Raw genomic sequence first — 22,206 nt, 5'->3', positions numbered from 1 at the left:
CTTTACCGGTCGATATATCGTGTAAAGCCATGCTGTAGGCATATTTTTGCGAAAAGAAGTAGAAACATTGCGGACATCTGTCCGCCATCTTATGGTGTGCACAGCGCCGTTCGCCGATCCCCCCGGCGACGGCGGTATCCTCTCCGCCCCCCACCGGCTGGATCGCGGTGACCGCACGCTCCGCCGGCCGCGGCGATCCGGCCCCGCGTGACGAAGGGTCAGCCGATGAAGACATCCGATCAATCTGTCAGCCGCTTACGCCATACCGGGCGACGCGCCCAGATCGTCCTCGCGCTCCTGCTGGCCGCCCTGTGCTGGGCCGGAGCCCAGGCACCGCTTCCGGCGCGCGGCGCGGTCGTCCCCGAGCAGTCTTCCAACGTCCACCTGTTCTACTACTCCTGGTACGGCAATCCCCAGACGAGCGGTGACTGGCGGCACTGGCAGCAGGGCGGCCACACCCCGCCCGACGACGTGGGCGCCGACCTGTACCCGAGCCTGGGCGCCTACGACTCGGGCGACTACGCGGGCGCCGTCACCAGGCACATGCAGTGGATCAAGCAGGCCGGGGTCGGCGTCATCGTCTACAGCTGGTGGGGCCGCGACAGCTTCGAGGACAGGCTCACCCAGGGCGTGATGGACGCCGCCGCGCGGTACGGCGTCAAGGTCGCCTGGCACCTGGAGCCGTACGGCGGGCGCACGGCGGCCTCCACCGTCGAGGACATCCGCTACATCAACACCCGCTACGGCTCCCACCCGGCCTTCTACCGTGACGCCGAGCACGGCAACCGGGCGGCGTTCTACGTGTTCGAGAGCCTGCGGATCACCGACTGGACCGCGCTCGACCAGGTCACCGCGGGCAACATCGTGCTCGCCCAGACCACCGACACGTCGAAGATCGCGCACTTCTCCGGCATGTACACCTACGACGGGATCGCCGGCGCCACCGCGCCCGGCTGGGCCAACGCGAGCGCGTACGCCAAGCAGAACAACCTGATCTGGGCGCCCTCGGTGGCCCCCGGCTACATCGACGACCGCGCGGTGCCCGGCAACACCACCCCGACCCTCGGCCGCGCCGACGGCGCCACCTACGACCTGGAGTGGTCCAACGCCCTCGACCCGGCCAAGGGCGGCCTGCCCACCTGGGTCTCCATCACCTCGTTCAACGAGTGGCACGAGGGCAGCTCCATCGAGCCCGCCGACTCCACCCCGCCCGCCGGGTTCGGATACCAGACGTTCGACGGCGCCTACGGCAGGACGGGCGCCGCGGCGGAGACCGCGTACCTGGACCGGACGAAGTACTGGGCGACGGAGTTCGAGACCCGCAGGGCCGGCGGCACGCGCGACACCCAGCCCCCGACCGCGCCGGGCGCCGCGCGCGCCGTCCCGGCGTCGAGCACGAGCATCACGGTGGGCTGGAACGCGGCCACCGACAACGTCGGGGTGACCGGCTACGACGTCTACCGCGAGGCGGGCGCCACCGACGTCAGGGTGGGCGGCACCGCGGGAACGTCGTTCACCGTCACCGGTCTCACGCCGTCGACCTCCTACAGCTTCTACGTGGTCGCCAGGGACGCCGCGCAGAACACCTCGCCGCCCTCCGGCACGGTGACCGCGACGACCGGGCCCCCGCCCGGGTGCTCCCCGGGCACCGGTGACCTGGCCCGCGGCAAGTCGATCACCGCGAGCAGCACCACGCAGAACTACGTGGCGGCCAACGCGGCCGACGGCGACGCGAACACCTACTGGGAGAGCGCCAACCACGCCTTCCCCCAGTCGATCACCGTCGACCTCTGCGCGCAGGCCTCTGTCGGGCGCCTGGTGCTGAAGCTGCCGCCGTCCGGCGCCTGGGGCACGCGCACCCAGACGCTGTCGGTGCTCGGCTCGTCCGACGGCACCGCCTTCGACACCCTCGTGTCGTCGCGGGGCCTCACCTTCGACCCGGCCACCGGCAACACCGCGACCGTCACCTTCCCGGCGACGACGAAGAGGTACGTGCGGCTGAACATCACCGGCAACACCGGCTGGCCCGCCGGGCAGCTGTCCTCGTTCGAGGTCTACTCCTCCTAGACATCCCTCGTACGCGGCCGGCCGGGCCGGCACCGGAGCGGTGCCGGCCCGGCCGGAGCGCGCCTCGTCGGGCCGCGCCGAGGTCAGCCGCCTTGAGGTCCGGCCGCGTGGAGGGCCGCCTTGCGGTCAGGCCACGTGGAGGGCCCGTGGAGGTCGGGCCGCCTCGCGGTCAGGCCGCGTCGAGGCGGGACAGCTCCTCGGCCGACAGCTTCACGTCGACCGCGCCGACCGAGTCGCGGATGGTCTCCGGACGCGAGGAGCCCGGGATCGGGATCACCACCGGCGCCTTGGCGAGCATCCACGCCAGGCACACCCGCTGCGGGCTCACCCCGTGGGCCCGCGCGACGTCCTCGAACACGGCGAACCGCGAACCCAGCTCGCCGGCCCGCGAGATGCCGCCCAGCGGGCTCCACGGCAGGAACGCGATCCCCAGCTCCGCGCACAGCTCCAGCTCGGGCTCGCTGGAGCGGAACGACGGCGAGAACTGGTTCTGCACGCTCACCAGCCGCCCGCCGAGGATCTCGTTGGCCTGCCGGATCTGGTCGGGATCGGCGTTCGAGATGCCCGCGAAACGGATCTTGCCCGCGTCCAGCAGGTCGCGGATCGCCCCGACCGACTCCGCGTACGGGACCTTCGGGTCGGGGCGGTGGAACTGGTAGAGCCCGATGGCCTCGACGCCGAGGCGTTGGAGTGACGCGTCGCAGGCCTTCTTCAGGTGGTCCGGCGAGCCGTCCAAAGTCCACGAGCCGTCGCCGGGGCGCACGTGGCCGCCCTTCGTGGCGATCAGCACGTCGGACGTGTCGCCGCCGTAGCCGGCCACCGCGCGGGCGATCAGGGACTCGTTGTGGCCGACCTCGTCCGCGCCCACGTGATAGGCGTCCGCGGTGTCGATCAGCGTCACGCCCGCCTCCAGCGCGGCGTGGATCGCCGCGACCGAACGCTGCTCGTCGGGGCGCCCCTCGATCGACATCGGCATGCCGCCGAGACCGATCGCGCTGACCTGGACGTCGCCGATGCGGCGTGTCTGCATGGGAGTTCCTCCTCGGAGATCGGTTGGTACAGCTTTCACCCTCTCCTGCCCCGATTAAGCTGTCCAATAGAAGAAACTGATGCCTTTCAGCGATCCTGGTGATGAATCATGGAACTACGGCAACTGGAGTACTTCGTCGCCGTCGCCGAGGAGTGCCACTTCACCCGGGCGGCCAACCGGCTGCGCGTCGCCCAGTCCGGCCTGTCGGCCTCGATCCGCTCGCTGGAGCGCGAGCTGGGCGCCTCGCTGTTCCTGCGCAGCACCCGGCAGGTCGAGCTCACCCCCGCCGGAAGGGCGCTGCTGGTCGAGGCCCGGCGGGCGCTGTCGGCGACCGACGCGGCCAGGGACGCCGTCGCGGCGGTGCAGGGCCTGCTCCGCGGAAGCCTGGCCATCGGCTCGCTGCAGTGCCTGCACGCGGTGCACCTGCCGGCCGTGCTCGCCCGCTTCCTCGCGGCCTACCCCGGCCTGGAGATCCGGCTGCGCCAGGGGGGATCCGGCGAGCTGGTCGAGCAGGTGCGTGCCGGGCGGCTGGACCTGGCGTTCGTCTCCCGCCCGGCCCGGTGCCCCGACGACATCGTGGTCGGGCCGCTCGCGGACGAGCCGCTCGTGCTCGCCTGCGCGCCCGATCACCCGTTCGCGGCCAGGGAGAAGGTCGAGCTGCCGGAGCTGCGGGCGGAGCGGTTCGTGGACTTCCAGCCGGACTGGGGCACCCGGGACCTGGTCGACGACGTGTTCGCCGCCGCGGGCGTCGAACGCCGCGTCTCGCTGGAGGTGAACGACGTGCACTCGCTGCTCGACCTGGTGACCTTCGGGCTCGGCGTGGCGCTCGTGCCGCAGTCCTTCGCGGTCAAGACCGACCGGGTGCGCTTCGTCGGGCTCGCCGGGGCCGTGCCGGCCTGGGAGACCGTCACCGTGACGGGCGACCCGACGAGCGCGGCGGCGGCCGCGCTGCTGCGCGAGGTCCACGAGGCGAGGAGCGGCCGGACCGCGGCGGAGCCCGTCACCTGAGCGTGTAGTAGAGACCGATCTTGTCCAGCTCCGCGGTGGGGCCGTCCGCGAGGACACGCACGACCTTCCCGCGCAGGTCCAGCAGGACGACCTTCGTGGTCTTCTTCTCGGTCACGGTGCCGAGGAGGTGACGGTCACCCATCCATCCGTTGAAGGTCAGCCCTTTCCTGATCGGGACGACGGCCTTACGCGTCGCCGTGGTGGCGTCCCACACGCAGACGTCGCCGGATTTGTCATGGCAGAAGGTCATGAAGACCGTCCCGATCGCGGTGTCCCTGACGTCGTCCCGCACCAGCTCGCCCACCTTCGGGACCGTCCGCAGCAGCGTGCCGTCCAGGCGGTAGAAGCGGACCGCCCCGTCCGGCCCGGCGTGGAGGACCGAGGCCGAGCCGGCGCCCCAGACGTAGTCGGAGCGGTGGTCGTCGTCCGGCATCCGGGTGACGCGGGCGGTGCGCGAGGCCACGTCCACGATCACGAAGCCCCTGGAGCGTTGTTCCTTCCCGAGTCCTTCGTAGATCGTCAGCAGGATCCTCGTCCCGTTCCGGTCCCAGTGGGGGTTGAAGGTCATCAGCGGGGTGTCGACGGTCCTGATCTGGGTCTCCGGCTCGCCGGCCGGATCCACCACCTTGATCAGGTCGAACTCCTCCTGCGGAGGCTTGTAGTCCGGGTTGACGGCGACGCGCGCTCCCCCGGGGGCGGCCAGGGCGGTCATGAACGTCCCCAGGAACCTGAACTCCGCGGTGTCGCCCCGCCGGAGGTAGACGGGGGCGCCGCTCGCCCTCTCGCGCGAGTCCCGGTAGGTGGTGACCCGCTCCGTGTCCGCGGGGTTCTCCCGCAGGGTGATCTTCGTTCCGGGGATCCGCAGGTCGGTCGTGGAGGTGGTGGGCATCGTCCCGATCGCCGGTCTCGCGGGCGGGGAGGGGGTGCCCTCCGTACCGCCCGCGACCACCTTCGCGGGTTCCTCCGTCCCCGCCGCCCGGATCGCGAGGACCGCGGCGCCGGAGGCCGCCGCGAGCGCCAGCGCGGCGAGGACGGCGATCACCGGGCGCGAGGGGCGCCGCCGTACCGGCGGGGGAGCGGCCTGCTTGCGGCCCTCGCCGAGCGCCTCGTGACCGGTCCCGTACGACGGCCGCTCGGCCGGATGGCCCAGCAGCCGCAGCAGCGCAGGCATGGCCGCCGGGCGCGCCCGCGGATCCTTGGCCAGGCACTCGCCCACCAGTTCGCGCAGCTCGTCGTCCAGGGAACCGAGTACGGGCTCGGCGTTCAGGATCCGGTGGATCACCGCGGGCAGCGGGCCGGTCCCGAAGGGCGGTTCTCCCGTCGCCGCGCACACCACCGTCGACGCCCACGCGAACAGGTCGGCCGACGGCCCCGCCTCGCGCCCGTCGAACTGCTCGGGCGCCATGTACGGAGGGGTGCCGACCAGATGGTCGGAGGACGTCGCGGTGGCGTCCAGCGCGCGGGAGATGCCGAAGTCGATCACCCGGGGGCCGTCGCGGGCGAGCAGCACGTTCGCGGGCTTGAAGTCGCGGTGCACGACGCCCGCCCGGTGGATGGCGGCCAGCGCGGTGACGGTCCCGACCGCGAGCCTGCGCAGTTCCGCCCCGCGCAGCGGTCCCCGCTCGTCGATCACCTGGGCGAGGCTGGGGCCGTCGACGTACTCGCTGACGATGTACGGCATGCCGTCGGCCTCGCCGTGCTCCAGCACCTGCGCGGTGCAGAAGGCCTCCACCCGGCGGGCCAGCTCGATCTCGCGGTGGAAGCGCGCCAGGGTCTGCTCGCCGCCGCCCCTGCCGAGCACCTTCACCGCGACCCGCGCCCCGGTGGGGGACTCCGCCAGGTACACCGTCCCCTGCCCGCCGCGGCCGATCCTGCCGGTGACCCGGTGCGGCCCGATCCGCTCGGGATCGCCGGGAGCCGGCGGCAGGACCCGGGTCATCCGGCCGCCGCGGTGAAGCTCAGGAGGGCCGTGTCGCCCTTCTTGAGGTCGGCGAGGACCCGGACGGACTTGCCGTACAGGTCGACCACCTCGATCTTTGAACCCTTCTTGGCGGGGTTCTGGAGAAGCAGGTGATTGTTGTTGAACCAGCTCACGAAACGGGCGTTCTCCCCGATCTCGATCGTGTAGCGCCGGTTGCCGCTCACCGTGTCCCACACGCACATGGTGTCCCCCTTGGGGCACACCGTGGCGAAGAGCGCGCCCGAGGGGGAGAACCAGCCGGTGTTGCGCGGCTGGCCGACCCAGTGCATCGTCCGGACGGTCTGCCCGTTCGGGCCGTAGAAGTCGACCCCGTAGCCCTTGCCGTCGTAGTATCCCCGCGCGACCGAGCCGTCCGGCGCGAACGTGGACGGAAACGTGTCGGCGCCGATGGACTCGGTGCGCACATGGGTGGCCCTGCGCGCCGCCACGTCCACCACCACGAACCCCTCCGACCGCTCCTTGCCCGGATCCCGTACCGACAGCAGGACCTTGGAACCGTCCTGCGACCACACGGGGTTGTACCCCTCCAGCGGTCGCTCGACGGTCTGCACGTTGAACTGGGAGCCGTCCCGCAGGTCGTGGATCCTCAGGTAGTCGAAGGACGACTCGGCGAACTTCCCGATCGGGTTCAGCGCCACCAGGTCGCCCTGCGGGGACAGCACCGGCTGCAGGGCGCTGGCCACCTGTCTGAACGTCTCCTTCCCCTTCTCCCTGGCGAGCGAGGCGAAGGGGCGCTTGATGCTCACGTAGCCGCCCAGCTTGACCGGGTCCTTCGGGTTCTCGTGCAGGGTGATGCCCGTCCCCGGCAGTTCGATGTCCTGGGTGGCCTTCTCCACCGTTTCCCAGGGCGCCTCGGTGACGTTCGGGCTGAGCTGGGGCTGGGGGGTGAAGGCCGGGGCGAGCGCGCCCTGGGCGGTGCTTCGGGCCGGGCGCGGGGCGGCCGCGGGCGTGGGCGCCGGGTTCCCCGACACCGCCAGGTAGACCGCGCCGCCGGAGACGAGGGCGACGGCCAGCGCGCCCGCGATCAGCAGCGCGGGACGGGCACGCCGCAGCGGCCGGGTGGCGGGAGTGCCGGGCGCTGACGACGCTGAGGACGCTGAGGGGTCTAGGGGCGCCTGGTCGGAGGTGAGGAACCCGCCGACCAGGCGGAGCAGGGCGTCGCTCGCGGTCGGCCGCCGCGCGGGGTCCTTGGCGAGGCAGGCCGTGACCAGCCCGCGCAGGTCGTCGGGGAGCGCGCCGAGGTCGGGCTCGTCGTTGACGATGCGGTTGACCGTGCCCGACATCGTCCCCGCGTCGAAGGGGGAGCGGCCCGAGGCGGCGAAGACCACGGTCGCCCCCCACGAGAACAGGTCCCCCTCGGGCCCGGGGGAGGTGCCCATGAGCCTCTCCGGCGCGCTGTAGGCGGGGACGTCGACCTTGCGGGTCGTGCTGGACGCGGTCGCCTCCAGCGCTCGCGCCATGCCGAGGTCGATCACCCGTGGCCCGTCGGGGCCGAACACCACGCTGTCGGGGCGCAGGTCGCCGTGGACCGTACCCGCCTGGTGCAGGGCGACCAGGGCGGTCATCGTCCCGACGGCCAGCCGGTGCAGCGCGGCCGCGCCCAGGACGCCCTCGGAGGTCACCGTCTCCCGCAGCGTGGGGCCGTCGACGTACTCGCTCACGATGTACGGCCTGTCGCCGTCCACCCCGCCGTCCGGCCCGCTGTCCAGAACCTGCGCCGTGCAGAAGGCGGGTATCTCCCGCAGCGGCTCCATCGCCTCCCGGAACCGTTCGGGGCTCACGTCCGCGGGGAGCAGGCGCACCACCACCCGGTCTCCCGAGGGGGCCGTGGCGAGGTAGACGTCCTCCCCGAGCCGCCCGGCGACCTGGTACTCGCCCACGCGTTCGGGATCCCCCGCCCGTACGGGGTCGATATCGGGCATGGTCTGGCTTCCTCTCCGAGGAGTCCATTAGAGATCACCAATTATGAGGATTCGGCATCATAAAGTGGAGAATTCGGGAGAAGAGGTGCGGACTTCTCCGGGTGCCGCGCTACACGGATACGACAGGGTGGACGTCACCCGCCCGAGGCGTGGTCCGGGTTCCGGTGAACCTGCTGTTCCGTATGGGAATGGCCTAAATTCGGGCCGCGGTGTCCTCGTCTCACTGCGGGGAACCGCCCCGACGTGAAAAGCTCGACCATTCACTGGGCGACCGGTCGCGGTCGAAAGGGGCGAACTTGCGCATTGTTCGGGCGATGAGCGAACAAGCCGATGGCCAGAACCCGGATCACCGGCAGGCCGGGCCCACCGTGGTCCGCATGCTGGTGGGCGCGCAGCTCCGGCGGCTGCGCGAGAACGGCCACATCACACGCGAGGAGGCCGGGGAGGCGATCCGCGCCTCGCACTCCAAGATCAGCCGCCTGGAGCTGGGGCGGACCGGCTTCAAGCAGCGCGACGTGGCCGACCTCCTCACCCTCTACGGGGTCGTCGACGACGACGAGCGCGCCCCGCTGCTCGCCCTGGCCGCGGAGGCCAACAGGCCCGGCTGGTGGCATGCCTACGGCGACGTGGTTCCCCCCTGGTTCGACGCCTTCCTCGGGCTGGAGCAGGCCGCCTCCCTCATCCGCGGCTACGAGGTCCAGTTCGTCCCCGAGCTGCTGCAGACCGAGGAGTACGCCCGCGCCCTCATCCGGCCCGCCTGCGTCGGCGCCCCCGAGTCAGAGGTCGAGCGCCGCGTCGCCCTGCGGATGGGGCGCCAGCGGCTCCTCACCCGGCCCGAGCCCACCACGCTCTGGACCGTCGTCGACGAGGCGGTGCTGCGCCGTCCCATCGGAGGCCCACGGGTGCTGCGCGACCAGCTCCGGCACCTCACGGAGATCGTCGAGCTCGGCCACGTCACCCTCCAGGTCATGCCGTTCAGCGCCGGGGCGGCCGCCGCGGCGACAGGCCCCGCCACCATCCTGCGCTTCCCCGAGGGGGAGCTGCCCGACCTGGTCTACCTCGAACAGCTCACCGGAGCCCTCTACCTGGACAAGGTCGCCGACGTCGAGCGCTACTGGCACGTCATGAACCGGCTGGGGATCGAAGCCGAACAGCCGGCCGCGACGACGGCCCTCCTGCACCGCCTCATCAAGGAGATCTGAGGTCTCCCCGAGCCCTCAGGGAGACCCGGCCCTCCCGGCCCCGGGGGAGGGAACCGGGGCGCGGACCGGCCGCGGGGGGCGCGAGGAGACGCGAGGAGACGTGAGGAGACGCGAGGAGATCGGCCCGGGGCGGGCGGCGACCCGGGCGTCCGTCTCCGCGGGAATCACGGGTCGCGCCGGATGCGACGGCCGGTGACCTCGGTGGCGGCGATCCTCACGTACAGCTCTCGCTCACCTCCCGCCCACGGCCGGACGCCCAGCGCCGCCAGGGCGGCACGGTCCTCCTCGGAGGAGACGTGGTGGACCCCGCCGCGCACCAGCACGCTCCAGCCCTCGCGGCCGGCGTCGTCGATCCGGTCGACCTCGAAGGCCACCTTGGACTCGACCCCCTGGACCCCGGTGCGCAGGGCGTCGTCGAGCGGGCCGCCGAAGGCGGTACGGAAGATCACCGAGTTGCCGTGCAGGGCGTAGTTGACCGGCAGGATCACCGGCCCGTCGATCTCCTCGAAGGCGATCCGCCCCACCCCGCCGGGGGTGATGAGCCGCAGGCACTCGTCCCGGTCCAGCTTCTCCAGCTCCGGCCGGGAGCCCGGCCGGCCCCGGCCCGGCGGCAGGTCGACGTGCCCGCCGAGCAGGTCCTCCGGCCTGGTGTCCAGGGCGGTGGCCACGCGGTTCACGGTGCCGGTGTTCGGCGAGGCCACGGCGTCCTCCAGATAGGCGAGATAGCCAGGATCGATCCCGGCGCGCCTCGCCAGCTCGTCCCGGGTGAGGCCGAGGTCCTCGCGTCGTCTGGCGATCCGGCGGCCGAGGTCGCCCGGGGCCGATACGCGTCCAGTCATGGGATTCTCCAGCTGAGAAGATCGATGTCGCTGCGAGTCCGGGGCTCCTCCGGCTCCGCGTCCCCCGATCGGCATCACCTGAGGCCTCCCCCCACTCGCGCGCCCCTAATCCGGTGCGGCGGATGACCCGCCCTGCGGCTTCGCCCGCCGGGGCCCCGCCGCCCCGGCACGCGCGGGATGGCGCGGCGTCTACGATGGACCCGCTCGGGAAGCGCTTTCCGAGTGACGGTGGCGAGGGAGCCTCGATGAAGTTGGCGTTCAGCACGCTCGGCATGCCGGGGCAGGGCCTGCCCGAGGCCGTCGCGACGGCCGTGGAGTACGGGTGCGCCGGCCTCGAACTCCGCCTCCACCCCGACACCGGGATCCATGCCGGGCTCTCCCCGGCACGGCGCGCGAAGGTCCGCGCGGTCCTCGCCGGCTCGTCCGGGACCGCCCGGCCGGAGGTCTCCGCCCTCGCCGGATACGTCAGGATCGCCGCGGCGGGCCCGGACGAACCCGTCGTGCGGGCGCTGCGGGACGATCTGGCGCTCGCCGCCGACCTGGGCGCGCCCGCCGTGCGGGTGTTCCCCGGAGGAGACGACGTCGAGACGGGGGCGCGGCGGCTGCGCGCGGTCGCGGACCTGTGCGTGGAGTCAGGGGTACGGGTGCTGGTGGAGACCCATGACGCGATGCCGACCGGCGCCGCGGTCGGGCGGCTGCTGGACGCGGCGGGCGTTCCCGGGGCGGCGGGCGCGCTGTGGGACGTGCTGCACCCGTGGCGGCACGGCGAGGAGCCGGCGGAGACCCTGGCGGCGCTGGCCGGGCATCTGGCGTACGTGCAGATCAAGGACGCGGTCTCGGCCGCCGACACGACCCCGGTGCCGATGTGGGCGGGTGGGGTCCCCCTCGACGAGTGCGGCGAGCTGCTGCGCGGTTTCGGGGGCTGGGTCTCCCTGGAGTGGGAGCGCACCTGGTATCCGCACGTGGCGCCGGTGGAGGAGATCCTCCCCGGAGCTCGCGAGTGGGTCGCCCGCTTCTCGGCGTGACCGTCCTCCGCGCCGTCCCCTTATCGAGGCATTCGAGACACGCTGACAGCCGGCCGTGAAACGGGAGGGACCCCGTCCCGCCTCACTGTTAACCGGTGGAGAAGTTGGTGTGACCACAGCAATCGCGTTTTGTTCCGGATGAAACAGGTCGGCAACGTCCGCCGGTTGAACTGGCGTCAGCGGTAAAGGCCCGCCGATTCGGATAAGGCCGCTTTCCCCTGTGGAGATTCGCATGCCTGAGATGTACTTCCAGGTCAGATGGCCCGATGGCTCGCGACAACGCTGTTATTCGCCCTCGCTCGTCATCGAGGACTTCCTTCATCCCGAACAATCGTACCCAATCGCCGAATTCGTCTCGCTGAGCGGCAAGGCTCTGGAGGCGGCCGGCAGGCGCGTACGCGAGAAGTACGGGTTCGGGTGCACGGCCGCGGCCGGCCAGCTCGCCGAGATCGAGAGGAAGGCGGCCGGTTTCGCCGGTGCCGGCATGGTGACGGTCGAGAGATTCGAGCGGTGAACGGCCGTCACCACGAGGTGGTCGTCGTGGGCGCGGGCCAGGCCGGCCTGTCGATGAGCCACTGCCTGCGCCGGGACGGCGTCGACCACCTGGTGCTCGAGCGGCATCGCGTGGGAAACGAGTGGCGCGCGCGGCGCTGGGACTCCTTCTGCCTCGTCACGCCCAACTGGCAGTGCCGCCTGCCGGGGTTCCCCTACGCGGGCGACGACCACGACGGTTTCATGCTCCGAGACCAGATCGTCGCCTACCTGGAGGACTACGCCGCCTCCTTCTCCCCGCCGGTGCTGGAGGGGGTGAACGTCACCCGCCTCCTTCCCGACGGGCGGGGGTTCCGCGTGGAGACCGACCGGGGCACGGTCACCGCGGGCCAGGTCGTGGTCGCCACCGGCCCCTACCAGGTCCCGGTGATCCCGCGGGTGGCCGAGCGGTTCCCGTCGCACATGACGCAGATCCACTCCGGTGACTACCGCAATCCCGAGCAGTTGCCGCCGGGCGAGGTGCTGGTCGTCGGGACCGGCCAGTCGGGGTGCCAGATCGCCGAGGACCTGCATCTGTCCGGGCGGCGCGTGCACCTGTCGGTCGGCGGCGCGCCCCGGGTGGCCCGCTTCTACCGGGGCAGGGACGTGGTGGCCTGGCTGGACCTGATGGGCCACTACGACCGGCCCATCGACTCCTTCGACGACCACGACGCCGTCCGCGCCCGCGCCAACCACTACGTGACCGGCCGCGACGGCGGACGCGACATCGACCTGCGAGTCTTCGCCCTGGAGGGGATGAGCCTGTACGGCAGGCTGGTCACGGTCGAGAACGGCGCCGGAAGCGGCACAGCGCGGTTCGCCCCCGACCTGCGACGCAACCTCGACCACGCCGACGCGGTCTGCGAGAGCGTCAAGGACTCCATCGACGCCTTCATCGACCTCCACCGCATCTCCGCCCCCGCCGAGAAGCGCTACACCCCGCCCTGGCAGCCCGCCTTCGAGCCCGACACCCTGGACCTGGGACGGATCACCTCGGTCGTCTGGTGCACCGGCTTCCGCCGCGACCACGGCTGGATCAGGGTGCCGGTCTTCGACGGCACCGGCTACCCCACCCACGAGCGCGGCGTCACCCGGGTCCCCGGCCTGTACTTCCTCGGGCTGCCCTGGCAACACACCTGGGGCTCGGGCCGCTTCTCCGGGGTGGCGGCCGACGCCGAGCACCTGGCCCGGCACATCGCCGCCGCGGGCGGTCCCGTACCCGCCCCGCGCGCCGCGGGACCGGCGCCGCTCGGCTACTTCGTCCACCCCGAGCTGCTGGGAACATGACATGGTCTTCGACGCCCACCGCCACCTCGGGGTCCTGCCCGCCTACCCGTTCTACGGGGGCCCTCCGGTCAACCCCGACACGACCGCTCGCGCGAGCGTCGCACGGCTCCTGGCAGACCTGGACGCCGAGGGCACCGAGCGCGCCCTGGTGATGCCCAACTACGGAGTGCCCGATCCCGGGGTCGCGTTCGCCTTCAACGAGCTCTGCCTGGAGGCGGCCGACCGCGATGACCGGATCCGCTGCGGCCTGTGGGTCTCGCCGCGTCCCGAGGACGAGCGGCGCACGGCCGAGGCACTGGCGCTGGCCGCCGAGAGCGGCGTGCGCGCGCTGAAGCTCAGCTTCCTGCTGGGCGGGCGCCCCACCGACCCGGCCTGCCGGCCCGCGCTCGACCGCATCTTCGCCGCGGCCCGCCTGCACGGCCTGGTGGTGCACGTGCACACCTCGCCGGGTGCCGCCTCCGACATCGACGAGGTGGGCCACCTGGTCGAGTGGTACGGCGACGAGGTCGCCGTCCACCTGGTGCACTTCGGCGGCGGCATGAGCGGCCACATCAAGCTCGCCGGGGCGCGGTTCTTCGACTGGATCACCGCCGGCAAGCGCGTCTACACCGACCTCTCCTGGGCGATCGGATTCACACCGCGCTGGCTGGCCCAGGAGATCGACCGGCGCGGCGTCGGCCACGACCGGGTGCTGTTCGCCAGCGACGAGCCGTGGGGCGACTACGCGGGCGAGCGCGCCCGCCTCGCCGCCGCGGCCGGCGACGGGGAACTGGCCCGCCTGGCCTTCCGCGACACCTTCGAGAAACTGTACGGCTGACAAGGAGAGACCCATGACCGACCTGACCGACCTCGAGAAGCAGAGCCTCACCGAGATCCCGCACCCCTCCCTGCCGGAGGGCTCCAGCCTGTACGGCGGCACCAAGGTCTTCCCCGACTACCAGGCGGAGAACGGCGAGTCGTACTTCACGCTCGTACACGGCATCGCCCACGAGTCGTCGGTGAGCTTCGTGGCGATCCTGCAGGCGACCCGGGCGCTGCGCAAGGGCTTCGAGTCCGCGATCTACTTCTACGGTCCCGGCTCGCTGAACTGTCTGGCCACCCGGGGCTTCCCGACCACCGGCAACTCCGCCTTCCCCGGCGAGCACAACATCAACAACTCGCTCAAGACGTTCATCGAGGAGGGCGGCAAAGTCTACTGCTGCCGGTTCGGCCTGTCGCTGCACGGCGCCCGCGAGGAGGACCTCATCGAGGGCGTCATCCCCACGCACCCGCTGGACGTGCAGGACGCGCTGATCCACTACGGCCGCAAGGGCGCGATCATCAACTCGACCTACATGTTCTGAGGGGGCACCGGTGAGTGTCGGCACGAGAGTCGACGTGGCCATCCTGGGCATCCGCGTGGACGCCCCGGTGCGCCGCGCGGGCGGTGCGGGACCCAGCGACGACGGGCACCTGGTCCTCGACGGCGCCAACGCCGCGATCCCGCTCAACCCGGCCAGCCCGTATACCGTCAGGGACGGCAGGCTGTGGCTGGGCGAGACCGATCTGGGTGCCTCCGTCCACGCGGTCGGCCGTCCTCGCTTCTACGACCTGGCGACCGCCGACGGCGTCCCGTACGAGAGGATCGCCCGGCTGCACGGCGCCGACGTGCTGGCCACCACGGTGGTGCAGACCTGTGTCCGCTACGGCGAGGCGGAGCGGTGCCGGTTCTGCTCGATCGAGGAGTCCCTGAGCTCGGGCGCCACCGTCGCCGCGAAGACCCCGGCGCAGCTCGCCGAGGTCGCCGAGGCGGCGGTGCGCCTGGACGGGGTGCGGCAGATGGTGATGACCACCGGCACCACCGGCGGCCCCGACCGGGGCGCGCGCGTCCTGGCCCGTTCGGTGCGGGCCGTGCTGGAGGCCGTACCCGGCCTGCCGATCCAGGTGCAGTGCGAGCCGCCGGCCGACCTGGCCTGGATCGGCGAGCTCAGGCGGGCGGGCGCGTCCGCGATCGGCATCCACGTGGAGTCCCTCGACGAGGAGGTGCGCCGCCGCTGGATGCCGGGTAAGTCCGAGGTGCCGATGTCCGCCTACGAGGCGGCCTGGGACGAGGCAGTGCGCGTCTTCGGCCGCAACCGCGTCTCCACCTACCTGCTGGTCGGTCTCGGCGAGGATCCCGACGAGCTGGTGACCGGGGCCGCGGGGCTCGTCGAGCGCGGCGTGTACCCGTTCGTCGTGCCGTTCCGCCCGATGCGCGACACCCTCGCGGGCCGCGACGGCGTGCCGGGCCCCGACCCGGCCGTGGTCCGCCGGGTGACCGAGAGTGTCGCCGCGCTGCTGCGGGACGCGGGCATGGCGGGCGCCGACCAGCGCGCGGGCTGCGCCGCGTGCGGCGCGTGCAGCGCGCTCCAGGCCGCGGGCGGGTGAGACGCCCGTGAGCCTCACCTCCGATCTCCCGGTCGCCTCCGCCCTGAGCGGCGGCTCGGGGCGGGGCGGCCGCACCGCTCCCGGCCGCGGGCCGCGGCTCCCCGAGCCGGTCTGCGACGTGCTGCTCGGCACCCGCGCACCCTCCTTCATCGTGGAGGAGGCGGACACGTCCGGGCTGGCCGCCTACCGGACGCTGCGGCACCGGGTGTTCGTGACCGAGCAGCGCGTGTTCAGCGGCCACGACCTGGACGATCGCGACGACGACCCGCGCACCGTCGTCCTGGTCGCCAGGGACCGGGGCGGCGCCGTGGTCGGCGGGGTCCGGCTCGGGCCGGCCGGTGACGGCCCCGACATCGGGTGGTGGAGCGGCGGGCGGCTCGCCGTCGACCCGGCCGAACGCAACGGCGCGGGCATCGGCCCGGCGCTGGTGCGCGCCGCGTGCGCGCGGGCCGAGGCGGCCGGGGCGCTGCGCTTCGAGGCCACCGTAAGGGCCGGTGCCGAGCGCATGTTCACCCGCCTTGGCTGGCGGCCCGTACGCCCCCTGGCCGTGGCCGGCGTACCGCATGTGCTGATGCGCTGGCCCGTCGGCAGGATCGCCGCGCTGGTCGCGGCCACCAAGAGCGATCTCGGGGCGCTGCTGGCCGGGCTCGCGCCCGGCGGTTCGGGTTTTGTCGGCGACGACGGCGCCCCGGTGCCGGGCAGCGACCTGGTCGCGGCCTGCGACGCGATCCTGCCGTCCATGGTGGAGCGCGACCCGGAATGGGCGGGCTGGTGCTCGGTACTGGTCAACCTCAACGACCTGGCGGCCATGGGCGCGGAGCCGGTCGGGCTGCTGGACGCGGTGGGCGCCCGCGACGCCTCGGCGGTGGCCAGGGTCCTGGCGGGCCTGCGCCGCGCCGCCGACGCGTACGGGGTGCCGGTGCTCGGCGGTCACACCCAGCTCGGCGTACCGGCGGCGCTGTCGGTCACCGCGCTGGGCCGCGCCCGGAAGCCGGTTCCCGGCGGCGGGGCGCGTCCCGGACACCGGGTGTGGCTCACCGCGGACCTGGGCGGCGGGTGGAGGCCCGGCTACACGGGCCGCCAGTGGGATTCCACCACGCACCGCCGCACCCCGCAGCTGCGGGCCATGCTGGGAGCCGTCGCCGCCGCCCGCCCGGCCGCCGCCAAGGACGTGTCCATGGCGGGCGTCGCGGGCACCCTCGGCATGCTCGCCGAGGCCTCCGGCTGCGGCGCCGTACTGGACGTCGCGTCCCTGCCCAGGCCCGGCGCGGCCAGCATGGGCGACTGGCTGACCTGCTTTCCCGGCTTCGCGATGCTCACCGCCGAGCGTCCCGGCAGTCCCGGCCTCGACGCCGGGCCCGCCTCCGGTGCCGCGTGCGGCGAGTTCGTTCCCGGCGGGGGAGTGCGGCTGCGCTGGCCGGACGGGGAGCTGACCGAAGTGATCACCGGCCCGGTGACCGGGCTGGGCAGGGCCGCAGAACCCGGGGAAGGAGAAACGTGAAGTTACGCATGGGCGCCGTCGCGGCGCCGTTCGACCGCGACGTGGAGGGCGGCTTCGCCCGCATCGAGCAGCTGATCACCGCGGCGCGGGCCGAAGGGGTCGGGCTGCTCGCCCTGCCGGAGGCATGCCTGGGCGGCTACCTGCTCAGCATGGACGGCGACCCGCAGGACGCCCCGCCCGCCCTGGACCCCGCCGGGCCAGAGATCCGCAGGCTGGCCGCTCTCGCGGGCGACATGGTCGTCTGCGCGGGCTACTGCGAGGCCGACGGCCCCCGCAGGTACAACAGCGTGGTCTGCCTCAGCGGCGACGGCGTGCTCGGTCACCACCGCAAGGTCCACCAGCCGCTCAGCGAGAACGCGCTGTTCGCGGCCGGTGACTCCTTCTCCGCCTTCGACACGCCGGTCGGCCGTCTCGGCATGATGATCTGCTACGACAAGGCGTTCCCCGAGTCGGCGCGGGCGCTGGCGCTGGACGGTGCCGAGATCGTGGTCTGCGTGTCGGCCTGGCCCGCCAGCAGGACCGATCCCGCGCCCGACCTCGCCGACGACCGCTGGACCCGCAGGTTCGACCTCTTCGACCAGGCCAGGGCGCTGGAGAACCAGGTGGTATGGCTGTCGGCCAACCAGTCGGGGGTCTTCGGCGCCCTCAGGTTCGTCGGCAGCGCCAAGGTAGTCGGCCCTGGAGGGGAGATCCTGGCCCGTACCGGTGTACCGGGCGGTGTCGCGGTCGCCGAACTGGACGTGCGGGCGGCGCTGGAGGCCGCCCGCCGCTCCATGGGCCACCTGCGCGACCGCCGCCCGGACGCCTACCGTCCCGCGCTCGCCGTGGGAGGATCCTGAACCGTGATCCGCATAGCCGCGGCCTCCGCGCACTTCGGCCGGGACCTGGAGTTCGACCTGCGGCGCATCGCGAAACTGATCGACGACGCCCGAAGGGCGGGAGCGGGGCTGCTGGTACTGCCCGACGCCGCGCTGGGCGGCTACCTCGCCGACCTGCGCCATCCCGACCCCGACGCGCTGCCCCCGGCACTCGGCCCCGACGACCCGCTGATCAAGCGGGTCGGCGAGCTGGCCGCCGAGATGGTGGTGTGCGTCGGCTACTGCGAGGCCGACGGCACCCGCAGATACAACAGCGCCGCGTGTGTCAGCGGCGACGGCGTGCTGGGACGCCACCGCAAGGTGCACCTGCCCGCCGGGGAGATCGCGGCGTACGCGCCCGGCGAGCGTTTCGACGCCTTCGACACCCCGGTGGGCCGCGTGGGCATGCTCATCGACTACGACAAGACCTTCCCCGAGTCGGCGCGGAGCCTCGCCCTGGACGGGGCGCAGATCGTCGCCTGCCTGTCGGCCTGGCCGACCAGCATCACCAACCGGGCGCCCCGGATGGCCCAGGACCGCCAGTCGCGCCTGTTCGACCTCTACGACTGCGCCCGTGCCGCCGAGAACCAGGTCATCCTGGCCTCGTCGAACCAGACCGGCGCGATGGGCGGCATGCGCTTCCTGGGCCAGGCCAAGGTGGTCGGTCCCGGGGGTGACATCCTCGCCCGCACCTGGTCCAAGGCGGGCCTGGCGGTCGCCGAGGTGGACGTCGCCGCCGAGATCGCCACCGCGCGGCGGGTGCTGAGCCATCTCGACGAGCGCAGGCCCGGCAGCTACCGGGGAGCCTCATGAGCGGCGCGCGCACGCCGGGCGCGGTCAGCACCGGACGCGCTGCGCACCCTGCCCGTGCGGCGGGCGCGATGAGCACCGGGGGCACCGAGAGCACTACGGGCACGGTCGGCACGGTCGGCGCGAGAGACGCCCCAGGGGCGTTCCCGGTGATGAGGATCGCGCTGCTGACGTACTCCACCAAGCCGCGCGGCGGGGTCGTGCACACCCTCAACCTCGCCGAGGCGCTGGCCGAGGCGGGCCAGGACGTGACGGTCTGGACGCTCGGCCGCGGCGGTGACGCGGGGTTCTTCCGGCCCGTGGCGCCCGCGGTGCGGCAGGTGGTGGTGCCCTTCGACGAGGTGGCGGGTGAGACGGTGGGGAAGCGGGTGCTGCGTTCGATCTCCGCGCTGCGCGAGGCGTTCACCCCCGGCGGCTACGACATCGTGCACGCCCAGGACTGCATCAGCGCCAACGCGGTCGAGCGGTGCGTGCGGACCGTCCACCACCTGGACCACTTCACCACCCCCGAGCTGGCCGCCTGTCACGAACGCGCCATCGTCGAACCCCGCGCGCACGTCTGCGTCTCGCGTGCCGTCGCCGCCGAGCTCGCCGGCGGATGGGGCATCACCGCGACGGTCATCCCCAACGGCGTCGAGGCGGACCGGTTCGCGGAGGCCGCCGCGCGCGGCGACGGCCGCTGGAGGGACCGGCTGGGACGCTACGTCCTCACGGTCGGCGGTATCGAGCCCCGCAAGGGCTCGCTGGACCTGCTGGAGGCGTACGCGTCGCTGGCCGCCGGAGACCCCGGCCTGAAGCTGGTGATCGCCGGGGGCGAGACCCTGTTCGACTATCGCGACTACCGGGCCCGGTGGGCCGAGCGTGCCGCGGTCCTCGGCGTGGAACCGGTCGTCCTGGGTCCCGTCCGCCACGAGGAGTTGCCGTCGCTGGTCGCCTCCGCGGCCGTCTTCGCCTTTCCCTCGCTCAAGGAGGGCTTCGGCCTGGCCGCCATGGAGGCGCTGGCGGCGGGCGTGCCGCTGGTCACCCGGGACCTGCCGGTCCTGCGCGAGGTGTTCGGGACCGCCGCGCGCTTCGCCGGCGACCCGGCGGGCTTCGCCGCCCAGATCGGCGCGGCACTGGCCGGAACCGACCTCGCGCGCCTGGCCGCGGGCCGCCTGCTCGCCGCCCGCCACACCTGGCGGTCGGCCGCCGAGCGGCACATCGCCCTGTACGCGGCCTTACGCGAACCCGTCAGCCCGAGCGAGGGAAAGGCGGCCACTCCGGGTAGAGGAGGGCGTTGATGCCGAGCGCCGCCGCGGCGCGGACGTTGGCGGCCCGGTCGTCGAGGAAGGTGACGTCGCCGGGGGCGGCGTCGAGGCGGCGCAGGACCTCCTCGAAGATGGCGGGGTCCGGCTTGGTCAGGGCCATGCGGCAGCTGTAGAAGCGATGGGTGAACGCCGCCGCCCAGGGGGCGTCGTCGATGGCCGCCGCCAGTGGTTCGGGGGCGTTCGACAGCAGGGCGAGCCTGTGGCGTCCCGCGAGGTCCTCGATGCCGCGCAGGGTCTCCGGGTTCAGGTGGGACCAGCTCTCGACGTCGGCCGCGTCGAGCTTGGCGACGAGCGGATCGTCGCCGGCGAGCGTCCTGCCGAGAACCGCGCCCCAGTACAGGTGGGAGGGCTGGCCGCGGTCGTAGGCCTCGCGGTGGCGCCAGTAGCGGTCGTGGAAGGTCGCCTGGTCCTGGCCGATCAGCTTCGCCATGGAGGCCGTCGCGTCGGAGGGCTGTGGCATGGAGATGACCTCGCCGTAGTCCAGCAGCATCCACGTGGTCACGGGTCCTCCTCGGATCGGTCCTGCGCCGACGGTTCCGGTGTCACCCCCGACGCGGCGGGTGGGCCTCGCACGCCCGGCTCCGGCGCGTCCCGCGCTCGGCGGGATGAGGATGATCAACGATCGTTCGAGGCCGCTCCGAAACCCTTTCGTGTTCATTCGATCGTACTTCGTGTGTGATTTCAAGATGGAGATCTCGGTCGCCACGGCCGGAACGGATCCCGGCGTTCCTCCGCCGCACGCCTGACCGATGTCGTGCGCCTGTCCGGTCCCGTCGCCGTTCAGTCGTCGCCGCCCCGGTTCGTCGCGCGCCGGTGGTGCCGCCGGGCCTTGAGGCGGTTGCCGCAGGCGGCCATCGAACACCAGCGGCGGGAGTTGGCCCGGCTGTGGTCCACGAGGAACAGGCGGCAGTCGTCGTTGGCGCACGGGCGCAGGCGGCCGGGCAGGGTTTCCCGGAGATGCGCCCAGGCCAGCACGCACCGGATGCCGAACGGGTCCGCGGAACCGGTGTCCAGTTCCCAGCGCACGCCGTCGTCGCCGACCGACGGGATCTGTGACACCCCTTCGAGGAAGGGCTCCAGCGTCCGGGCGGGTTCCTCGTCCCTGACCACGCGGGCGATCGCGTCCCTGACGCGGCGGGCCGAGGCGACGGCGGCCGGTGAGCGGGGCAGGTCGCGTTCGCCCAGCCATCGGGTGGCCTTGTGCCGGTCCCGCAGCACGTCCGTGGGGACGCCGTCGACCACGGGGGTGGTGTTGAGCAGGTCCACCAGGAGATCAACGTCTCTTATAACCACATTGAGCATGTTGACAGGTTAGCAGTGATGGTGCTTCGCTGGTCATGGGTAACTTCCTCAACGACTCAAAGGGGTTAGGCATGGATGAGATGGTTCGCTACCGCACCGCCGTCGCGGGCGGGCAGGAGATCTTCTACCGGGAGGCGGGCAGCCCCGACGCGCCGGTCCTGCTCCTGCTGCACGGCTACCCGACGAGCTCCCACATGTTCCGTGACCTCATCCCGAGACTGGCCACGCGGTACCGGCTCGTCGCTCCCGACCACCTCGGCTTCGGCTACTCCGCGGCGCCGTCCGTGGACGACTTCGACTACACCTTCGCGAACCTGGCCGAGATCACCGCCGCCTTCACCGAGCGGCTCGGCCTGTCGCGCTTCGCCATGTACGTGCAGGACTACGGCGCGCCCATCGGCTGGCGGCTCGCCACCGCCCACCCCGAGCGCGTCACCGCGATCGTCACCCAGAACGGCAACGCCTACCTCGACGGGCTGGACGAGGAGTTCTGGGCCCCGATCCGGGCCTACGGCACCGATCCTTCCCCGGTCACCGAGGCCCCCGTCCGCCAATTCCAGAGTCTCGAGGCGACCCGCTGGCAGTACACCCACGGCGTGCCCGACGAGAGCCTCGTCAGCCCCGACGCCTGGCGCCACGACTTCGCGCTGCTGCAGCGTCCGGGCAACGTCGACATCCAGCTCCGGATCGCCCGCGACTACATCACCAACATCGAGCTCTACCCGGCCTTCCAGGAGTACTTCCGCGCGAGCCAGGTCCCGCTGCTCGCCGTCTGGGGAGCCCACGACGAGATCTTCAGGCCGGGCGGCGCCACGGCCTTCCAACGCGACCTGCCCGACGCGGAGGTCCACCTGCTTCCCACCGGTCACTTCGCCCTGGAGAGCCACGGAGCCCAGATCGCCCGGCTCGTCGACGACTTCCTCGGCCGCGTGCTTCCCCGCTGACCGCCGGCCACCCGCGGCGCGGCCGGAAAGCCGGGGACGGGAAGATGGGGCGCGTCACGTGCCGCACGACGCCGTACGACGAGGAGAACCGATGATCCGTCGCTGGAATCCCGTTGCTTGTGAGTGTGCTGTGGTGAGCGCGCTCTCAGGCAGCTTCCGGCTTGCGCCGGAGCGTTCCCCGTTTCCG

20 protein-coding genes are annotated in these 22,206 nt (G+C 72.6%); 14 read left to right on the top strand and 6 right to left on the bottom strand.

Translation table 11 applies throughout. The features are described 5' to 3' along the window. The first annotated feature begins 225 nt into the window (after positions 1-225). Complete coding sequence (locus tag ACTOQ1_RS40300) at positions 226-2,067, top strand: discoidin domain-containing protein (RefSeq protein WP_440073583.1); 1,842 nt, start codon at positions 226-228, stop codon at positions 2,065-2,067. 169 nt (positions 2,068-2,236) lie between these two features. On the opposite strand, the gene ACTOQ1_RS40295 is transcribed toward ACTOQ1_RS40300, so the two are convergent. Then, positions 2,237-3,097 (bottom strand): aldo/keto reductase, encoded by an 861-nt coding sequence (locus ACTOQ1_RS40295; protein WP_440073581.1) that lies wholly within the window; start codon positions 3,095-3,097, stop codon positions 2,237-2,239. Between the two features lie 108 nt (positions 3,098-3,205). On the opposite strand from ACTOQ1_RS40295, the gene ACTOQ1_RS40290 reads away from it, so the two are divergent. Beyond that, positions 3,206-4,105, top strand: coding sequence for a LysR family transcriptional regulator (locus ACTOQ1_RS40290; RefSeq protein WP_440073579.1), 900 nt, complete (start codon positions 3,206-3,208; stop codon positions 4,103-4,105). Here the strand turns inward: ACTOQ1_RS40290 and ACTOQ1_RS40285 are convergent. Both ACTOQ1_RS40285 and ACTOQ1_RS40280 read right to left on the bottom strand, forming a co-directional pair. Then, positions 4,098-6,044: a serine/threonine protein kinase gene (locus ACTOQ1_RS40285; protein ID WP_440073577.1), complete on the bottom strand. Its 1,947-nt coding sequence runs from the start codon at positions 6,042-6,044 to the stop codon at positions 4,098-4,100. The two genes, ACTOQ1_RS40290 and ACTOQ1_RS40285, sit on opposite strands and share 8 nt — an antisense overlap. Further along, the gene (locus tag ACTOQ1_RS40280) at positions 6,041-8,008 is read right to left on the bottom strand and encodes a serine/threonine protein kinase (protein WP_440073575.1); all 1,968 of its coding nucleotides are present in this window, start codon (positions 8,006-8,008) and stop codon (positions 6,041-6,043) included. The genes ACTOQ1_RS40285 and ACTOQ1_RS40280 overlap by 4 nt, the downstream gene beginning before the upstream one ends. A gap of 314 nt (positions 8,009-8,322) precedes the next feature. On the opposite strand from ACTOQ1_RS40280, the gene ACTOQ1_RS40275 reads away from it, so the two are divergent. Further along, on the top strand, positions 8,323-9,210 hold the full coding sequence (locus ACTOQ1_RS40275) for a helix-turn-helix domain-containing protein (protein WP_440073574.1): 888 nt from the start codon (positions 8,323-8,325) through the stop codon (positions 9,208-9,210). Between the two features lie 164 nt (positions 9,211-9,374). Here ACTOQ1_RS40275 and ACTOQ1_RS40270 read toward each other — a convergent pair whose 3' ends face one another. After that, positions 9,375-10,049, bottom strand: a complete 675-nt coding sequence (locus tag ACTOQ1_RS40270) for a pyridoxamine 5'-phosphate oxidase family protein (protein WP_440073572.1) — start codon at positions 10,047-10,049, stop codon at positions 9,375-9,377. 245 nt (positions 10,050-10,294) lie between these two features. Here ACTOQ1_RS40270 and ACTOQ1_RS40265 point away from each other — a divergent pair, with 245 nt between their 5' ends. The 10 genes from ACTOQ1_RS40265 to ACTOQ1_RS40220 all read left to right on the top strand — a co-directional run bounded on the left by ACTOQ1_RS40265 (position 10,295) and on the right by ACTOQ1_RS40220 (position 19,746). Beyond that, positions 10,295-11,074, top strand: a complete 780-nt coding sequence (locus ACTOQ1_RS40265; RefSeq protein WP_440073571.1) for a sugar phosphate isomerase/epimerase family protein — start codon at positions 10,295-10,297, stop codon at positions 11,072-11,074. Between the two features lie 232 nt (positions 11,075-11,306). After that, a complete protein-coding gene (locus ACTOQ1_RS40260) occupies positions 11,307-11,588 on the top strand; it encodes an MSMEG_0570 family nitrogen starvation response protein (RefSeq protein ID WP_440073569.1) in 282 nt (93 codons plus the stop codon). Continuing rightward, the gene (locus ACTOQ1_RS40255; RefSeq protein ID WP_440073568.1) at positions 11,585-12,892 is read left to right on the top strand and encodes an MSMEG_0569 family flavin-dependent oxidoreductase; all 1,308 of its coding nucleotides are present in this window, start codon (positions 11,585-11,587) and stop codon (positions 12,890-12,892) included. The genes ACTOQ1_RS40260 and ACTOQ1_RS40255 overlap by 4 nt, the downstream gene beginning before the upstream one ends. Position 12,893: 1 nt before the next feature. Beyond that, the gene (locus tag ACTOQ1_RS40250) at positions 12,894-13,709 is read left to right on the top strand and encodes an amidohydrolase family protein (protein WP_440073566.1); all 816 of its coding nucleotides are present in this window, start codon (positions 12,894-12,896) and stop codon (positions 13,707-13,709) included. Positions 13,710-13,722: 13 nt separating this feature from the next. Beyond that, positions 13,723-14,235, top strand: coding sequence for an MSMEG_0572/Sll0783 family nitrogen starvation response protein (locus ACTOQ1_RS40245; protein ID WP_362691351.1), 513 nt, complete (start codon positions 13,723-13,725; stop codon positions 14,233-14,235). Between the two features lie 10 nt (positions 14,236-14,245). Continuing rightward, positions 14,246-15,298: an MSMEG_0568 family radical SAM protein gene (locus tag ACTOQ1_RS40240; RefSeq protein WP_440073564.1), complete on the top strand. Its 1,053-nt coding sequence runs from the start codon at positions 14,246-14,248 to the stop codon at positions 15,296-15,298. A 7-nt stretch (positions 15,299-15,305) separates the two neighbouring features. Beyond that, on the top strand, positions 15,306-16,799 hold the full coding sequence (locus ACTOQ1_RS40235) for an MSMEG_0567/sll0787 family protein (RefSeq protein ID WP_440073563.1): 1,494 nt from the start codon (positions 15,306-15,308) through the stop codon (positions 16,797-16,799). Further along, positions 16,796-17,638: a carbon-nitrogen hydrolase family protein gene (locus ACTOQ1_RS40230; RefSeq protein ID WP_362691360.1), complete on the top strand. Its 843-nt coding sequence runs from the start codon at positions 16,796-16,798 to the stop codon at positions 17,636-17,638. The genes ACTOQ1_RS40235 and ACTOQ1_RS40230 overlap by 4 nt, the downstream gene beginning before the upstream one ends. A gap of 3 nt (positions 17,639-17,641) precedes the next feature. Then, positions 17,642-18,469 (top strand): carbon-nitrogen hydrolase family protein, encoded by an 828-nt coding sequence (locus ACTOQ1_RS40225; RefSeq protein ID WP_362691363.1) that lies wholly within the window; start codon positions 17,642-17,644, stop codon positions 18,467-18,469. Next, positions 18,466-19,746 carry an MSMEG_0565 family glycosyltransferase gene (locus ACTOQ1_RS40220; protein WP_440073562.1) on the top strand — a complete coding sequence of 427 codons (1,281 nt, stop codon included), beginning with the start codon at positions 18,466-18,468 and terminating at the stop codon, positions 19,744-19,746. The genes ACTOQ1_RS40225 and ACTOQ1_RS40220 overlap by 4 nt, the downstream gene beginning before the upstream one ends. On the opposite strand, the gene ACTOQ1_RS40215 is transcribed toward ACTOQ1_RS40220, so the two are convergent. Together ACTOQ1_RS40215 and ACTOQ1_RS40210 are read right to left on the bottom strand one after the other, a co-directional pair. Then, positions 19,697-20,275, bottom strand: a complete 579-nt coding sequence (locus ACTOQ1_RS40215; protein WP_440073561.1) for an HAD-IA family hydrolase — start codon at positions 20,273-20,275, stop codon at positions 19,697-19,699. The two genes, ACTOQ1_RS40220 and ACTOQ1_RS40215, sit on opposite strands and share 50 nt — an antisense overlap. A 278-nt stretch (positions 20,276-20,553) precedes the next feature. Beyond that, on the bottom strand, positions 20,554-21,075 hold the full coding sequence (locus tag ACTOQ1_RS40210; protein ID WP_440073559.1) for a CGNR zinc finger domain-containing protein: 522 nt from the start codon (positions 21,073-21,075) through the stop codon (positions 20,554-20,556). A gap of 71 nt (positions 21,076-21,146) precedes the next feature. On the opposite strand from ACTOQ1_RS40210, the gene ACTOQ1_RS40205 reads away from it, so the two are divergent. Next, the gene (locus ACTOQ1_RS40205) at positions 21,147-22,019 is read left to right on the top strand and encodes an alpha/beta fold hydrolase (RefSeq protein WP_440073558.1); all 873 of its coding nucleotides are present in this window, start codon (positions 21,147-21,149) and stop codon (positions 22,017-22,019) included. Positions 22,020-22,206 lie beyond the last annotated feature (187 nt).

It is taken from the genome of Streptosporangium sp. OZ121, from assembly GCF_051918885.1.
Taxonomy (GTDB): Bacteria; Actinomycetota; Actinomycetes; order Streptosporangiales; family Streptosporangiaceae; genus Streptosporangium.
The sequence above is the reverse complement of the archived record's forward strand: the minus strand, read 5'-3'. Positions and strand labels throughout refer to the sequence as shown.

What these genes read in the sequence shown, in the direction of transcription:
- ACTOQ1_RS40295 (WP_440073581.1), bottom strand. Translation starts at nt 3,097, where the DNA reads ATGCAGACACGCCGCATCGGCGACGTCCAGGTCAGCGCGATCGGTCTC.
- ACTOQ1_RS40250 (WP_440073566.1), top strand. Translation starts at nt 12,894, where the DNA reads ATGGTCTTCGACGCCCACCGCCACCTCGGGGTCCTGCCCGCCTACCCG.
- ACTOQ1_RS40260 (WP_440073569.1), top strand. Translation starts at nt 11,307, where the DNA reads ATGCCTGAGATGTACTTCCAGGTCAGATGGCCCGATGGCTCGCGACAA.
- ACTOQ1_RS40205 (WP_440073558.1), top strand. Translation starts at nt 21,147, where the DNA reads ATGGATGAGATGGTTCGCTACCGCACCGCCGTCGCGGGCGGGCAGGAG.
- ACTOQ1_RS40245 (WP_362691351.1), top strand. Translation starts at nt 13,723, where the DNA reads ATGACCGACCTGACCGACCTCGAGAAGCAGAGCCTCACCGAGATCCCG.
- ACTOQ1_RS40285 (WP_440073577.1), bottom strand. Translation starts at nt 6,044, where the DNA reads ATGACCCGGGTCCTGCCGCCGGCTCCCGGCGATCCCGAGCGGATCGGG.
- ACTOQ1_RS40265 (WP_440073571.1), top strand. Translation starts at nt 10,295, where the DNA reads ATGAAGTTGGCGTTCAGCACGCTCGGCATGCCGGGGCAGGGCCTGCCC.
- ACTOQ1_RS40220 (WP_440073562.1), top strand. Translation starts at nt 18,466, where the DNA reads ATGAGCGGCGCGCGCACGCCGGGCGCGGTCAGCACCGGACGCGCTGCG.
- ACTOQ1_RS40280 (WP_440073575.1), bottom strand. Translation starts at nt 8,008, where the DNA reads ATGCCCGATATCGACCCCGTACGGGCGGGGGATCCCGAACGCGTGGGC.
- ACTOQ1_RS40290 (WP_440073579.1), top strand. Translation starts at nt 3,206, where the DNA reads ATGGAACTACGGCAACTGGAGTACTTCGTCGCCGTCGCCGAGGAGTGC.
- ACTOQ1_RS40275 (WP_440073574.1), top strand. Translation starts at nt 8,323, where the DNA reads ATGAGCGAACAAGCCGATGGCCAGAACCCGGATCACCGGCAGGCCGGG.
- ACTOQ1_RS40300 (WP_440073583.1), top strand. Translation starts at nt 226, where the DNA reads ATGAAGACATCCGATCAATCTGTCAGCCGCTTACGCCATACCGGGCGA.
- ACTOQ1_RS40210 (WP_440073559.1), bottom strand. Translation starts at nt 21,075, where the DNA reads ATGCTCAATGTGGTTATAAGAGACGTTGATCTCCTGGTGGACCTGCTC.
- ACTOQ1_RS40270 (WP_440073572.1), bottom strand. Translation starts at nt 10,049, where the DNA reads ATGACTGGACGCGTATCGGCCCCGGGCGACCTCGGCCGCCGGATCGCC.